7 protein-coding genes and 2 pseudogenes are annotated in these 14,270 nt (G+C 58.9%); 4 read left to right on the plus strand and 5 right to left on the minus strand.

The features are described from left to right. A pseudogene (locus tag NKJ84_RS16030) lies at nt 1–445 on the plus strand (adenylate/guanylate cyclase domain-containing protein); the annotation flags it as partial. Between the two features lie 2,060 nt (nt 446–2,505). On the opposite strand, the gene NKJ84_RS16035 reads toward NKJ84_RS16030, so the two are convergent. From NKJ84_RS16035 to NKJ84_RS16045, 3 genes are all read right to left on the minus strand, one after another. Then, nucleotides 2,506–3,564 carry a hypothetical protein gene (locus NKJ84_RS16035; RefSeq protein ID WP_352507254.1) on the minus strand — a complete coding sequence of 353 codons (1,059 nt, stop codon included), beginning with the start codon at nt 3,562–3,564 and terminating at the stop codon, nt 2,506–2,508. Between the two features lie 224 nt (nt 3,565–3,788). After that, nucleotides 3,789–6,323, minus strand: coding sequence for a DEAD/DEAH box helicase (locus NKJ84_RS16040; RefSeq protein ID WP_352507320.1), 2,535 nt, complete (start codon nt 6,321–6,323; stop codon nt 3,789–3,791). Beyond that, nucleotides 6,320–7,507, minus strand: a complete 1,188-nt coding sequence (locus NKJ84_RS16045) for a HamA C-terminal domain-containing protein (RefSeq protein ID WP_502904023.1) — start codon at nt 7,505–7,507, stop codon at nt 6,320–6,322. Before NKJ84_RS16045 ends, NKJ84_RS16040 begins: the two co-directional genes overlap by 4 nt. A gap of 403 nt (nt 7,508–7,910) precedes the next feature. Between NKJ84_RS16045 and NKJ84_RS16050 the strand changes: the two genes are divergently transcribed. Together NKJ84_RS16050 and NKJ84_RS16055 are read left to right on the plus strand one after the other, a co-directional pair. Then, on the plus strand, nt 7,911–11,294 hold the full coding sequence (locus NKJ84_RS16050; RefSeq protein ID WP_352507257.1) for a DEAD/DEAH box helicase: 3,384 nt from the start codon (nt 7,911–7,913) through the stop codon (nt 11,292–11,294). Nucleotides 11,295–11,783: 489 nt separating this feature from the next. After that, nucleotides 11,784–11,999, plus strand: coding sequence for a helix-turn-helix domain-containing protein (locus tag NKJ84_RS16055; protein WP_352507321.1), 216 nt, complete (start codon nt 11,784–11,786; stop codon nt 11,997–11,999). A 322-nt stretch (nt 12,000–12,321) separates the two neighbouring features. On the opposite strand, the gene NKJ84_RS16060 is transcribed toward NKJ84_RS16055, so the two are convergent. Both NKJ84_RS16060 and tnpC read right to left on the minus strand, forming a co-directional pair. Continuing rightward, entirely contained in the window at nt 12,322–12,555 is a 234-nt protein-coding gene (locus NKJ84_RS16060) for a hypothetical protein (protein ID WP_352507258.1), read from the minus strand. Nucleotides 12,556–12,557: 2 nt separating this feature from the next. Further along, a pseudogene (gene tnpC, locus NKJ84_RS16065) lies at nt 12,558–14,138 on the minus strand (IS66 family transposase). On the opposite strand from tnpC, the gene NKJ84_RS16070 reads away from it, so the two are divergent. Continuing rightward, entirely contained in the window at nt 14,034–14,255 is a 222-nt protein-coding gene (locus NKJ84_RS16070; protein ID WP_352507323.1) for a hypothetical protein, read from the plus strand. The pseudogene tnpC and the gene NKJ84_RS16070 sit on opposite strands and share 105 nt — an antisense overlap. The last annotated feature ends 15 nt before the right edge of the window (nt 14,256–14,270 follow it).

Genomic DNA, 14,270 nt, shown 5'->3' on the forward strand with positions numbered 1-14,270 from the left:
GGGGCCGAGCCAGTTGATGACCCAGGATTACATGGTGTTCAAGAATACGGCCGATATCGAACGCCTTTTGGCCGGGCTGACCAAGGCAGGTGTGCCAGAGCTGCCGGCATTGGCAAAGGCAGGCATGAATCCGAAGGACCGGCTCACAGGGGCGGAAATAAGGTCTCTAATGTTCGGCCACGAAACGCGCGGAAAATTGGTAATGCCCACGTTCCTGCCGATGCAGCGCACAACCTCGGTCGACGGCGCCGTCAGCGAGACCGTTGGCCAGAGGAGCCGCTCAGGAACCTCCTGGGTGCAAGGCAATTTCCTGTGCAATGCCTTTCCCAGAGAGCTGACAAGCTGTGGAGCAATTTATCGCAATGTGTTCAGGACGCCAGGGCGCGACGACGAATACAAGGCCGTTTACCGCGGGCACCAGTTCGAGTTTTCGGTCGTCAAGTGAGTTCCCAAATGCCGCAAGGCCGTAAGTCTGCTTGCCGCGTAGACGCGACGTTGTTGGCATAACTGCAAACGGCGACAATTGGCGCACCCTCGACCTCCAGCGTATCGCCGACAATGTCTGCTTTCAGGAAGCGGCAAAGCTGACCCCTACGGCAGACATGCGGCGCACACCAGGCATTCAGTAGCTGACCGAAACCGCGCCTCGGTCGCCTCATCCCCTCCACATTGTAGAGTGGAGAACGGCCCGCATATGGTCTGCCAGGTCGAGCTCACCGCGCGCCTCGATCTCTAAAAGGTACCGAGCCTTCGCTAGGCGGTCCGCTTCCCCCACCGCAGGGTAGCCGCAGATGGCGAGCAGCGCCCTCTCCTCCTCCCGGCTGGCTCTATCGGACTCGCTGCTGCCACCGCCCATGTCATGCAAGGCTTCACCGAACGCAGCATAACCTACCTTGTGCGCCTCAATCAGCGCTCGCAGACTATCGGACGGTCCTCGGTCTCCACCTGCCGGCTCAGCACCGAGCGCCGTTGCCGCAACTGTCGAGGCGACTGCGCTGCCAGAGTGGAGGAGCAAGGCGCGGCGGTTGATCCGAGACGTGGCGAACTCTCCCATTTGCTTTGATGGCGATCAGGCCAGTGACGTAAAACCATCAGACCGTAACAAGACACTTTGCGCATTCGTGTCAGCATGGAGCGATCCCTGGCGGCGGCGCTAGCACGGCTGGACCGCCCGCAGCGCCGGCGGATGCCGGGCCCGACGAGCCCTCCGGTGGACGCGCCAGCCGACAAGCCTGCGCTCGGGCGCCATCCTACGGCCGACGCTGGCGACGTCGGCACTCGGGCAGCGGCGAAAGATCGCTGCGGCAGCCGTGCCGACGGCCCAGCGAGTCACCGCAAGGCAGGTCGACGAGGTGCTGACGTCGACTATGCGCCAGTTCGTTATCTGCCGACGACAGGCTATCTCAGCGGGTCGTCTCTGACCACGCCCCCCTTCCCGGCCCCACCCTCCTCAAGCGCTGACAGAGCCCTCGCACATTGCACTAAGCCACGGAAACAGCTGACAATTCGCGATTCTGGCAATGTGCAGTAGACATGCACACATTGCGAAACCACTATCTAACCCACTGGAAAACAACGGCCGAACCGAAGCACAATGTGCTCCCTTTTATCTTGCCATCGTCCGGTTGCTTGTACGTGTCCGGTCCCTCGCATAGATTGAGTAGTGCATTCGAGCGACATGTCGTGCTCCCTCGGAGCATGGAGGATCTCCGGCAGATTTGAGACACTTCAAGAACGCGGCGCGACAATCCTGGCGGGGTGTTCACGTCGAGGCGTGGCACCAGAGCTGCCTTCGGCGCACAAAATGTTGCCATCAGCATCGCATGACGAAGCACACATTCGACCGCTGGCTGAAGTACTTCGCGTGCAAAAATGTTGCCGTAAGCGCGCAGAATATCAGGCGGAATTGCGCCGCCAGAAGCGCCTGGAAGCCCTAGCCAAGCGGCAGAAAAAGCGCGCTCGACTGCGCTTTTCGGCGGCACGGATGTGCGCAACTGCGCGTCCAGGCGATCTGGGCGATGCATGCCGAAGCGATGAACTGCAGCGGCATGGGCGTTCGTAAATATGCCGCGGCGTTGCATCTTTCGCCGACAAGCTTGCGCAAATGGCGCGACCGTTGGATGACGCCGAGGTCGAAATCGACCCGCGAGCGATCTTCCCTGCGCCCGTTCCGTTAGCACTAGTGCTAACGGAACGGCGCCAGAATAGAGCTTGAAGGCCTCATCGAAGGATGATCCTGGCGCGCCCCGGCAGCCTGTGCGGTCACGGGCATGCTGTTCCGATGGCGCGCGCTGTTCAGCGGCGCAGAAGAACCGTGCGTAGCTTGCTTGTGTCTAGCTGAACGAGGGCACGCCAGCGGTACGTTTGCAAAGTGACGTCGTGCAGCCGCTGGACGGAAGGACGGCAGGGAAATCGCCTATCTTTCGGCTTTTTGCCCAGCGTAGAGGGCATGCGCGATCTATGAGGAACAACCGAGGCCATACACGCACGCGCAAGCCGTGTAACCTAGCGGCTCATCGCCATTAAAGTCTCGTCCATGCGATCAAACAGCAAATTCTCGGGCGGGTCGCCGGCGTCTGCGCCTTCCAGCATGGCGCATAAATCGTCTCTGCTGATCACCATGATGAACTTGCGATCCTCGCGCAAATGTCCAGCGCTGGCCTTGATCGCCTGCTCGGATGCGCCTGCCCGGGCGACGACGATCGCGACTGTTCGGAGCCCGGCTCGAAATAGATACTTGGAAGTGATCTCGATCGCATCTTGGCCGATCGGCGAGGCATAGTTCTTGGCTTCGAAAACCACATACCGTGTACCGAAATCCGACGCAAGAATAGCCCAGAAGGAATTATGGTCCGGTCGGATCCGTCCAACCAAATCCATCCGGTGGAGCCCGTCATCCGTACGCTGCTGCGAAACCAGTTTGTGCAGCTCCCGGCTGAAGAGGAAGCGGATTGCTTCGTGGCAGGCCCCCTCAAAAGCTTGCCATCCTGCATGTCCGGCAGCGGTTGCGCGAAGCTTCGCAGCGATGGACGCGCCTCTAAGCGAGTCTACTTGGCGCCTAAGAGAAACCGGGCCAGCACTTTCAATGACCGTTTCGCTGACGAGTTCTTCCAAACGATCAAGAAGCTCAGTATCGCGGGCAGCAAAGCGACGGAGGTCGCTCAGGTCCCAGAGATCGATGTTCGAACCAGCCGCCTGACGAAAGTCTTCGCGATCGCTCGCATGGATCTCGAGCGAGAGGATCAGCGCTCCGCGAGCATAATCGGTTTGCTCAAGCAGCGTCTTCATAAACGCGATAGCATCGCCGACCCGTGAACGCCAATCGCTGCGCCAGCGGAACATCTTGAACTCGACAGCGACCGGTCCGGCTGCATCCGAAGGGGTGAACGCGATGTCCGGGACGAAGCGCATCGCCTCCCATTCTTCCTGGTCGGCAGGCCCTTCGTCTGGCTTCATTATGTGCGCCCGCCCCGCACTTTGTTGCCCCAAGATTTTCGCCAATAGGTGTTGCCATTCCACTTCGAGATTCATCGTCTCGATGTGCAGCTCTTTCATTGCGCCCATGGAGTTCCTTTTTTCTGTCGCAGTGACCTCAAAACCACTCCATAACGTACTGGGACCACGCGCTGAATGATCCAACCTAGCGCAGGGTGCCCCAACACACTATGACCGGCAAAGGGCGAGCGTGTCGAAGTCGAGATGGACGCCGGCATCGCCCAGGGCAACCGCAATTGCATGCAGAACGGTCATCCGATCAAAGTCGCAATGCTTGGAAGTCTGTGGCATTCCTAGGCAATTGCAATCGCCCGCACCTCAGCAAGCAAGAGGGGCGAAAGGCCCAGCGCTTCAAGCGGCCGAGTTCGCAGCCACTTCAGCGCGCCAGCCTTATCAAGGTCTTTCCGAGCAGACATTTCGTTCAGCTTCATCGCGGTAACCCGTGATAATCCCAAAGAGATGAAGCTGATCATCGTTTTGTCAGATGCGCCGATCTCAAGATAGAGTGGTAAAGAGGGAATGCTGGATACCATGTCCACCAAGCCCGCGCTGTCGAGTGCGTAAACAAGAAGTGCGCTGTAGCATCCAAACAGACGGACAGCTTGGAAACGGATATCACCTTCGATTAAATCCAAAGTGCTTCTGATCGTTGTTCGAACCGGTTTCGAGGCATTTCGCGATATTTGCCCGTCAATGATCTGTGGGAGTGGGAAGCCAAGCATCCATCGTCGCGCAATCAGGGCATGGAACCGATGCAGGTTTTTCGAAGTGTCGATGCCGAGAATGATCTCGTGGCACAATTCCAGAATATCCGCGTAGGATTGGAACGTCTCACTCTCCCGAGGATGCGAAGGAATCAGGGTCCGTGCGACATCGGCACCTTGAGCTATTTTTGCGTTCAGCCGGTCGTAAAGTCGCTGCTGTTTGTGGGCGGAGATGTTCGGAGTCCGGCGGAGAACCGCTGCCGGTAAAGTGAGTTTCTTGCTAGCCGCTGCAAGCGCGGCTTCAACTAGGCCTGACTGGATGTCGTCTGGCAGAACGCCAGCCCGTTCAAATGTTTGACTAAGATGACCGCCTTTGAAATCGGTGTAGAGACGGACGAAGGTTGTCTCGAGATCCGTTTCATCGCTGCGGCTCGTTGTCGGTGCGCCAGAAATCACGGTCATTAACTGGTCGTGATGTTCGTTGAGGCTGCTTTCAATCGCCGGGGTAACAACCGAATCTTTGGGGCCGTCGAGCGGCTTCTTCTTCCATTTGTCATAGTCGATGAGGAAGATGTTGCCCTGAAACTCACGCTTGAGCCTGCCAGCGCGACCGGCAAGGTTCCAGAAATCAGTCGACTCCAACGCTCTGGTCCGACCTTTCTCCGGAGCGAACATGAAGATGTTCTTGGCAGGCAAATTAACACCCTGAAGCAGGGTGCTCGTGCAGACGAGATAGTCGACCTCGCCCGACGACACTGCCGCTTCAATTGCTCGTCGGAGCTGGGTCGGAATATTGGAATAGTGAAATGCTACGCCGTGTTTGACGCATTCGACCAAGGCATAGCTGGCGTGCACAGCTTCTTTCGCCAAGTCGGATAGAGCGAGGCGTGCTTCGGTCGGCTCGCGGTCGGACATCAGCTCAGCGAGTTGGAGCGCAACGCTTTCCGCTTCAGCCGCACCATTCGCGTAGATGATATTTGAATGCCCACGTCCAAGCACTGCCGGGATATGGACGAGCTTCTCTGTACGGCTCGCGACCGTTCGCCCTAGCTGCAGCGTTGCGACTTGTCGCAGCGCTCTCGATCCATCACCAGCGGTGTGGATCACAAGCTTGCCCTTGGTGGCCGACTCGACGGTCGTAACCAAGAAGTTCTGGGCAACGGTAGGCTCTACGGATGAGAACTCGACCACGTCGGTCAAGCCGAACAACCGGCCAAAAATATCTAGATTGCGGATCGCTGGGCTGGCGAAAAGGATTTGTGATGCCGGATTGCGGATCAGTAGATCGTCGATGACCCATTGCAGCAGCACGCCGCGTGATCCATCTGCGATCGAATGCGCCTCATCTACGATGATGACGCTGGCGCTGAAGTCGGGATGGGCGCCGAGTGCGAGTTGCACCCTCTCTTGAGTCATTACGTAGATGGCGCGTACAGCGAGGCTGGTTTCAGCATCGACCGGGACCGTCACGATGTCGGGAATATCTTGTTCCATTCCTCGAAACTGGATCGTCAGATCCTCGGCCACTTGGGCGATCAAGGCGCGGGTCGGGACGATGTAGACGACCGACTTTGGCTGCTCATTGTTGAAGAGCGCCGACAGATACCCCTGCAAGACAAAGGATTTTCCGGCGGATGTAGGTGCCGCCAGCGCGATGCGGCGGCTTTGCATGAGATTCAGCCACAGCCTCTGCTGGAAGTCAGTCAGCAGCACCGTTTGTCCGTTGATCGTCACCTCATGGGCATCAGCTGATGCGATTTCCTCTGCCGCAAGTACCAGCGGTAGCCTCACCCGCGCGGACGCCACGTCCGCGCGAGTGCCGATGGAAGGGAAGTTGCCGAGGCGCGTGAGCACCATGCGCAGGGCTTGGTCCAGAGGCACTTGGCCGGTTCCGAACAAGTCGTAGGCACATGTCGCTACTCGGAACGCGGCGCGCCGATGATCTGCCGTTTCTGAGCAAGCCAAGATGGCCGCAGAACGCATCAACCGCGTAGCGTCAGTGATGTCGGCGTGGCCATCTTCGATGCCGCCGATCTCTTTGGTTAGCCACGCGAGCTCAATGCGATGCGCTGCATCGTGGAAGCCTCTGTTATCCCAAATCTTGTCGGCCAGCTCTTGTATCACGGCAGCCAACCAATCCTAGCCTGAAAGAGATCGCGAAATTCCTGAACGGCTGGGAGTGGAAAGAAGAACAGCTCCACGTCCTGGGAGCCCAGTCCAGCCGTCTTGAGCGCGGTTGAGACCTTCGGTGCCACCGCTGCGAGTTCCTCTTTCGCCAGTGCTCGAAAGGCATCTTCGGCACCCTGGTCACCGGCAGCGCGCGCCTTTTGAAAGCCATCAAAATCAAAACCGATCAGGCAGGTGATAACATCCTTACGTTCGTTGTATTCTTCCTCATGGGGATCCAAGTATCGCAGCAGCGCTGCCTTTGCTTCGGTTCCTAGTCCTGTGAAATCGATGTTTCGCTGAACAAGCTGGAGTTCGTGACCTTGCTCGTCGGGCTCTAAGGATTTTGCGATCGATGCTGCGGCAGCAATGATAGCCGCACCGACATCGCCATACATTTTCGACTCGCCCCAATAGAGGAAGAGCCGCGCGGTCTCCGGACAATAGCGAACATGGACACCGTCCGCACCGTGTACAGGCATCTGCGGATTTGTCTTCAAGGTCATCTTCGCGATGAATTGCGGTGCTCCTAAAATCCACTCGGTCAGCAGATAGAGCAGCAGCTCGCCAGCTTCGCCATTTCGATTTGTCGCTTTGTGCGCCTTGATGAAAAGCTTGGCGGCGGCGTCATTGAGCTGGGTCGTTTTGATCAGAAAGTCTTCAAACGGCAGGGTCGATTGAAGCGCCCTTACCGCGTCGATTTCCTTCCGCGTTAACGTGAATGGTGTCAGGTGAAGCCAAGCCAACTCCACCAGTTCATGCACAGTGGCCTTGCCTTGTCGGAAGGCGGGGAAATGCAGGCGGAGGGTAACGCCTGCGCACTCGCACGCCACCTCGTGCTGTAGCTCCCTTATTCTCGGTCCTAGTTTCGAATAGTCACGGCAAAGCGCTGCTAGGACCGTGTCCAAGCCATGGCTTTCGGGTTGATCTATGCCCTGCTGGCCCAAATTTCCCCCAGTCGATCCCGTCCCACCGACAGGCTTAGCATTGGGAACTTCTAATATGAGTAGAAATCTGCCCCGATGTGCCAACTTGAATGGGAAAGAATACGAACCTTCCAAAACCGTGCGGATGCTTGCTACGAAAAACCGATTTCGACGAATTTCAGTACCGCATTCCCCCGACCTAAATAGCGGTTTCACTGTACCAACAGAAAAGCTAGCCCTGAGACTGATTCCTGGCTGAGGGGCTTTGCGCGATTAGCTAATCAGACCAGTGACGCTCGCTCAACTGCAGTGAATGACGAACAGGCTGTCATCCACTGCATCCTCGCTATTGACCATCGATCGCCTTCAGCTCGAATTTTTAATCGCATCCTAGGACAGATGCACTGTAAGGACCGAAACACTGTTCGCCCTCCGAAGAGGAGATTCTTTCTGTTGAGATCAGCCGATTGATCGAATGCATTCTCGAGTGCCGTACTTCCCGGTGATTAGCTGGGCAAAGGTAATCGAGGCACTTTGGCAGCAGTTCCACGAAAACGAGTAGACAAATGCCCCTAGTCTGCCTCTCTATCTTTGAGGTCGCCAAAACGGGGGAAACGGGATGCTTCCTAAGCTTGCATATCATGACAGGCACACGACGTTCGATATCCCGTCTAGCGACACTTTCGACAAGGCAGGCTACGGAAAGGATATCACGGCGCTCGAGGCACTCCCGGTCTGGACGGGAAGCCCGACCGGCCTCTCTCTTTGGAGTAATCAGAAGCAGGCCATAGCATTTGGCGCAGCGTATGCCCGGCTTCGGCAGCCGGGTGGACGCGCCGAAGCAGGGCTCATCAAGATGCCAACAGGCAGTGGCAAGTCTGGCGTCATCGCTGTAATGACGCGCTGTCTTCCCAATGTCCGCCGCGCTCTCGTGCTGACGCCGCGTGAGGGCCTAGTCCAGCAAATGTATGGTGATATCCGCCGGCGCTTCTGGGCTAATATGGGCGTTGCCGACGCCGCAGGTGATGATTGGACGGGACCGGGCGTCGATCCGGCATTGATCCGGGTCCTCCTTCCCAATGCTGGCCGCACCCAGCGGATTTGCCATGAGGCCGAGACATCTGAGCGTCTCATTCTGGTGGGCACCCTACAGGCTCTCGACAAGATAAGGATCGATCGGGATCGGCTTGCGCGAAAGGCGACTATCGGTCCGCTGGAGAAGAAACAGTCGTCCGACCTCCTCCGGCTCGACCAAATTCTCGCCCTGCTCACAACGTTCGATCTCGTCCTCGTCGACGAAGGGCACTATGAGCCCGCAGCATCTTGGAGCCGAAGTGTACGCTCGCTTTCGCGACCCACACTTCTGTTGAGTGCTACGCCGTTCCGCAACGATTATAAGCTCTTCTCGGTGAGGGGCGCTTACGCCTACAATTTCCCCTTCCCGAAGGCCGCCGACGCTAGGATCGTGCGCGAGGTACAATTTGCCGATGTCGCAACGCGCGATGGCAGTTTGCCGGCAATCGATTCCGCCCTCTACGATACAGACCAGGACTTGACCGCAGCGGACAAGACCGCGATCAGAACGTTCGCCGAGCAGCTGCTTGCGATCATGCCGTCGCTGCTCGCGGAAAAGCCCGCCGGATCCAAGATCATTGTACGGGCCGCATCCTGGAGCGCGCTCGCAGCACTCCAGCCTCTCCTGGCTGGAGACGAACAGTCCAACGCCGTGCTGATCCACGATCAGGTGCGCATGGACGAGAACCGCCAAGCTCATCCGGGACGCTTCGTGACCGTCAAGCAGGCCCAGGCCGCATCTGGCGGTGCGACCTTCTGGCTGCACCAGACAAAATTGCTCGAAGGCATCGACGATGCAACCTTCGTGGCGGTAGCCCTTCTCGATGATTTCACCAATGACCGACAGCTCGTCCAGCAGATCGGCCGCGTACTTCGCTCGACCGACGCTAAGCGCCGAGAGATTCAGACCGCGACGGTAATTGCGCGCAACTCGGATCAGCTTTCGCGGCTCAAGACAAGCTGGGACCAATATCTCGCCTTCGAAGCCGCTGGCGAAACCAGCCTCGCCAGCATCATCCCGGGTGAGGCCTACCTGCCCGAGAAGATCGTCCCGCAGATGCCCGAGCAGCAATATGTCGATGGGCGTTTCCGCGAACGACTGCCAGTTTTGGGATCGCTTGATCGCGACGATCTCCTCGTACCGCGCCGCGCCGCCATCTTTTCAATTGGCGCCGGGTTTCACGACAAGCTCGTCGAGACGGAGGCCTATGAAGGCATCCTCGCGCGAAATCGGTTCGTTGTTCGTCCGATCGCGCGTCTGCCCGAGAATGTCTGGGGATGGACCTTCTTCACGGTCGATGAAAGCCCCTATCTGAGCCGCCATTTCGTCACCGAATGGCAGTTCGGACTGACCCTCATGGTGCGGGTAAATAATCGCTTGTTCGTCTTCGACACGGATGGCGTGCCGTTTGATGCCGGTAAGATCGGCGTTGCGCGGCTCGACCGGGGAGAACTGGTCCGGCTATTCGGTCCGAGCAGCACAGCACAAAAGGTCCGGATCACCAAGCTCGCGACCGCGTCCTTGGAAATGGCCGATCGCGCGATCCGAACGATGACGACCAGTACAGCATCGTTTGAAGACACCTTCACTGACCTACTAGATGCCGTTCTGCTACCGACCAATGTCGCCGGCTACGTCAACAACACCGCGCGCTATCTGGGTCTCAGCCGCTCCAAGCTCACCGATGCTAGCGTCCGGCGGGTTAGCATCGACGATTATGTGCGCTGGGCGACCGCCATCGACAGCGAACTCACCACTGCCACCACTAGCAATCGGGTTTTCGAGCGATTTGCCCAGCTTGCCATTCCGGATCCGGATAAGGCCAAGGAGCCGACGAACATCCTACTCGATCTTCAGCCACTCGACGATTTCGGCGTTTTCATCGCCGACAAGGAAGGACAACCGTCAATGCCGAGGACACCCGCGGTGCTCGACCTGTGTGCCGACATCGTCGACGGCAAGTTCCAGGTGACCATGATCGATGGCCGCAAACTCGATTGCGCGATCAGTTATAACAGCAAGTCCGATCGCTACATGCTCGCCAGCGACGCCCTAAATGCCGAATTCGGCCAGGGGCTTTCGGCATCGGGCACCGTCATGACTCTCACCGAGCGGATCAACACCGACCAGGCCTTTCGCATTCTCACCGCCGAGACCGATAAGGTCTACATGCATGGTAACTGGGTAAAAGCCCGCGATCTGGTGATCGATAATCGGGTACCCGCGCTTGATGTCGCAGAGGCGATCCCCGCCCTCGAAAAGACCTTTGTCGAAAAAGGGGAGATAGCATGGGCGGTAGGCGACACCGCGAAATGGGAGAAGGAATCCATATTCGGGCTTACCAGCCGCTATATCGGCCTGGCTGGGCCTGGACCTGACGCTTACGCCGACGCGCTTCGCGAATTTCCGCTCATCCTGCTCGATGATGATGGACAAGAGCTTGCCGATTTCATCCTTGTTTCCAAGACTAAGGTAGTGCTCCTTCACGCCAAAGCCTTGGGCAAAGATGGAAGCGATAATAAGGCCTCTGTCACAGCGATCCAGGAGGTTGGACGACAGGTAGCCGCCTCACTTGGCTTCTTCATCACCTCGTCGCCGCAGATCGAGGATGATCGCTGGCAACGCGGCTATACCGCGAACAGTACGGCTATTCCGGTGCCAAAAGGCGGCAATATTCGCATCTTCAAAAATGCAGACGGCATCGCGGAGAATAAGATTGCACCCACGGTCCGCGCGGCGCTTCGTGATCGGCGGATCAACAAAGAGGTCTGGCTGGTCGCGGGGAGATTGCTCGATGTGGAGCGTGCTCGCAACCTCGCGCTGGCGAGCACGCTCTCCAACCGAACCCGGCAGCTAATCATGTATATCGACAGCCTGACGACGGTGTGCAGCCGCGCAAACGCGAGGCTGCGCATCTTCGCGCATTAGCTATCCCTGAGACGCTCGTTGCGAACTGAGCATCGGAGCGACAACATCTCGCCACCTCATTTGGATTGAAAAAAGGCGGCTGAGCTGCTCCAGCCAGTCGGCAAACACCTGCAAGCGGCGCAAGAGATTCTGCCGATACGGATAAAGCCCGCAGGACGCCACAAACTCGTGACGGAATTCGTTCACATACCCCCGTGGCACATCACCTGTCCGACACCTGGCACTGTCGAGAAAAGAAGCGCCGTCAACCCCTCCTATGTGGCCTCCATGGTATCCGTTTCTACGACACCTGATTCTGGCGTCTTTCGCCGCGCTGAATTGCGCAGCATGTATGTCCGTGCGGAAGCGTGAGGCACCGGGTCCGAACGCGTGAAACAAAGACCCGAAGCGAACCTCGACACCTCGACAGACTACCGCAATGATCAACTCAAGACGCGGCGACACGGCCTTGGTCGTGCTGCCGAAGGAGGCGGTAGTGGCAGACAGCAAATTCTTACGCCCGACGAGGTTGCTGAACGCTACCGCGGCAGTATTTCGGTTGGGACTCTTCGAAATTGGCGCGCGATGCGTATCGGCCCATCCTTCGTCAAAATTGGCAAGGCCGTGCTTTACCGCCTTGATGAGCTTGATGCATGGGACGAAAAGAATAGGGTGCAGTGCCGTGCATCCAAGGGGCCCGGCGACAACAAGGGTGATCAGGCGTGATGGTCACGTTCAGGCATGATCAACCGACCCCAATCTCCGGCCCCATTACTCGTCGTCTCGCCAATTATTGCTTACAAATCAATTCTTTAGAAATCTGACAGTCATGGTGCAAACCACCCCACTCGATACCCCACCCGCCGTGGTTCGCGTTACACGAAAAGCTGCCCTAGAGTTTTCCAATTATTTTGCCGGCAAGTGAGAATGCATCCAATAAATAAATCAGGTAGCTTATCTCGCCATCCGACTCAAAAGTACTCATCCGGTGAAGACCGCAGACGTGCTTATCGGGCGGCCATGAGCCCTGAGCACCGCGGTGCTGGGGTCAAGCTTTCGATGGTGAGACGCGATGATATTCTTCGAGGAGGAGTTCGACCTCCTCGATGCCTTCATCGGTGAAGGCCAAGGTCCCGTCGTCATCGTTGGCCCCGTAGACCCAGATGACGCCATCCTCGGGCTCGAGACCGAGGGTCAGGTCCCGGATGAGCGCTTCGCTGACGCCGAGGTCCCTGGCGACACGGTCGACGGTGGAGACGTGATGCACCTTATTGCGCTGCATGTTCAGGCCGCCGCTGGTTGGGCCAGCAGTTTTGCGGATCTCCAATTCCACGGCAGCAAATCATCGATCCGCTGTGCTGGGTGTGCCGCGATGCGCGCCAGGATATCGGCGAGCCAGGCCTGCGGGTCAATGTCATTCATCTTGGCGCTGACGATCAGGCTGTAGAGAACGGCAGCGCGCTGTCCGCCGCGATCGGAACCGCAGAACAGCCAGGACTTTCTGCCGAGAGCGATGCCGCGCAGGGCTCGCTCGGCTGCATTGTTCGACAGGCAAATCCGCCCATCGTCGAGGAACCGGGTGAAGGATGCCCAGCGACGCAGCATGTAGTTGAAGGCCTTGCTCAGATCGTGTCCGCGCGAGAGCTTGTCGCGCGTCTCGATCATCCAGCGCTCGAGTTCGGTGACCAGCGGCATGCTCCGCTCCTGGCGCACGGCGTGGCGCTGGCCTGGCGACAGGCCATTGATCGCGCGCTCGATGTCGAATAGGGCATCGATGCGCTTCACGGCTTCAACCGCGAGCGGATAGACCAGGTTGGGCTTCTCGCCGCGCGCCTTCTTGCGCGCCGCCGCTTCGATATCGGCCAGCTCGAACACTTTGCGCCGGCTGTGGGCCCAGCAGCATGGCTTCCAGAACAGGCACCGGCTGACGATCCGTCGCATAGAGATCGCCGTAACCGCCAAAGGCATCGGCCTGCAGAATGCCGCTCCAGCCGGCAAGATGCGCCGCGGGATGTTCGCCTCGACGATCGCGGGAATAATAGAACACCGCCGCCGGCGGATCGGCGCCGCCGAACGGTCGATCGTCGCGCACATAGGTCCATAATCGGCCGATATCGGTCTTGCCCTTGGCCAGGACCGGAACCGTCGTGTCGTCGCCGTGCAGACGCGAAGCGGCCAGCACATGGGCTTCGAGCTGCTTGAACAGCGGCATCAGCGCCGCGGCGCCGGCGCCGACCTGGTCGGCGAGCGTCGACAGGCTGAGCGGCACGCCTTCGCGGGCATAGCGTTCGGCCTGGCGGTTGAGCGGCTGATGCTGGCCGAACTTCTCGAACAGGATCATCGCCAGCAGGCCGGGACCGGCCCAGCCGCGTGGGGTGGCGTGGAACGGCGCCGGAGCCTGGCTGATCGCCTCGCAGTCGCGGCAGGTGAACTTCTCCCGCACGTGCTGGATCACCTTCCATTGCCGCGGCACCACCTCCAGAGTCTCGGTGATATCCTCACCCAGCTTGCGCAGCCGATCACCGCCGCAGCAGTGGCAAGCGGCCGGCGCCGGCTCGACCACGCGTTCGCGCGGCAGGTGCTCGGGAAATGGCTGGCGCGCCGGTCGTTTGCGCACATAAGGCGCCACCTCGGTGGTCCGGGCCGCGGCCTGTTCGGCGGCGATCTCGTCTTCCGTCGCCGCGCTCTCGAGTTCTCGAGTTCCTCGAAGGTGAGCTCCATCTGGTCGTGCAGGCGGGCGGAACGTTCAGAACTCTGACCATGCAGCGCCCGCTGCAGCTTCCGGATCGTCAGATCCTGATGTGCGATCAGCGCCGCATCATCCGATGCCTTGGCCCTGGCGACCGCCAGTTCGGCCTCGACCAGCGCAGCGCGCGCGGCCTCGTCTTCGGCTCTGGCCAGCGCCGCGGTCAGCGCTGCTCTCAGCGCGCCGATATCGTCCGGAACAGCATCCTGGGCGGTGGCAACCATGCCCTGGAATGAATCATAAAACGCGTC

It is taken from the genome of Mesorhizobium sp. M0048 (genome assembly GCF_040323405.1).
Classification (GTDB): Bacteria; Pseudomonadota; Alphaproteobacteria; order Rhizobiales; family Rhizobiaceae; genus Mesorhizobium.

Bases quoted from the DNA above. Each gene is read 5' to 3' on its own strand.
- NKJ84_RS16050 (WP_352507257.1), top strand. From the start codon at position 7,911: ATGCTTCCTAAGCTTGCATATCATGACAGGCACACGACGTTCGATATC.
- NKJ84_RS16035 (WP_352507254.1), bottom strand. From the start codon at position 3,564: ATGGGCGCAATGAAAGAGCTGCACATCGAGACGATGAATCTCGAAGTG.
- NKJ84_RS16070 (WP_352507323.1), top strand. From the start codon at position 14,034: ATGCAGCGCCCGCTGCAGCTTCCGGATCGTCAGATCCTGATGTGCGAT.
- NKJ84_RS16060 (WP_352507258.1), bottom strand. From the start codon at position 12,555: ATGCAGCGCAATAAGGTGCATCACGTCTCCACCGTCGACCGTGTCGCC.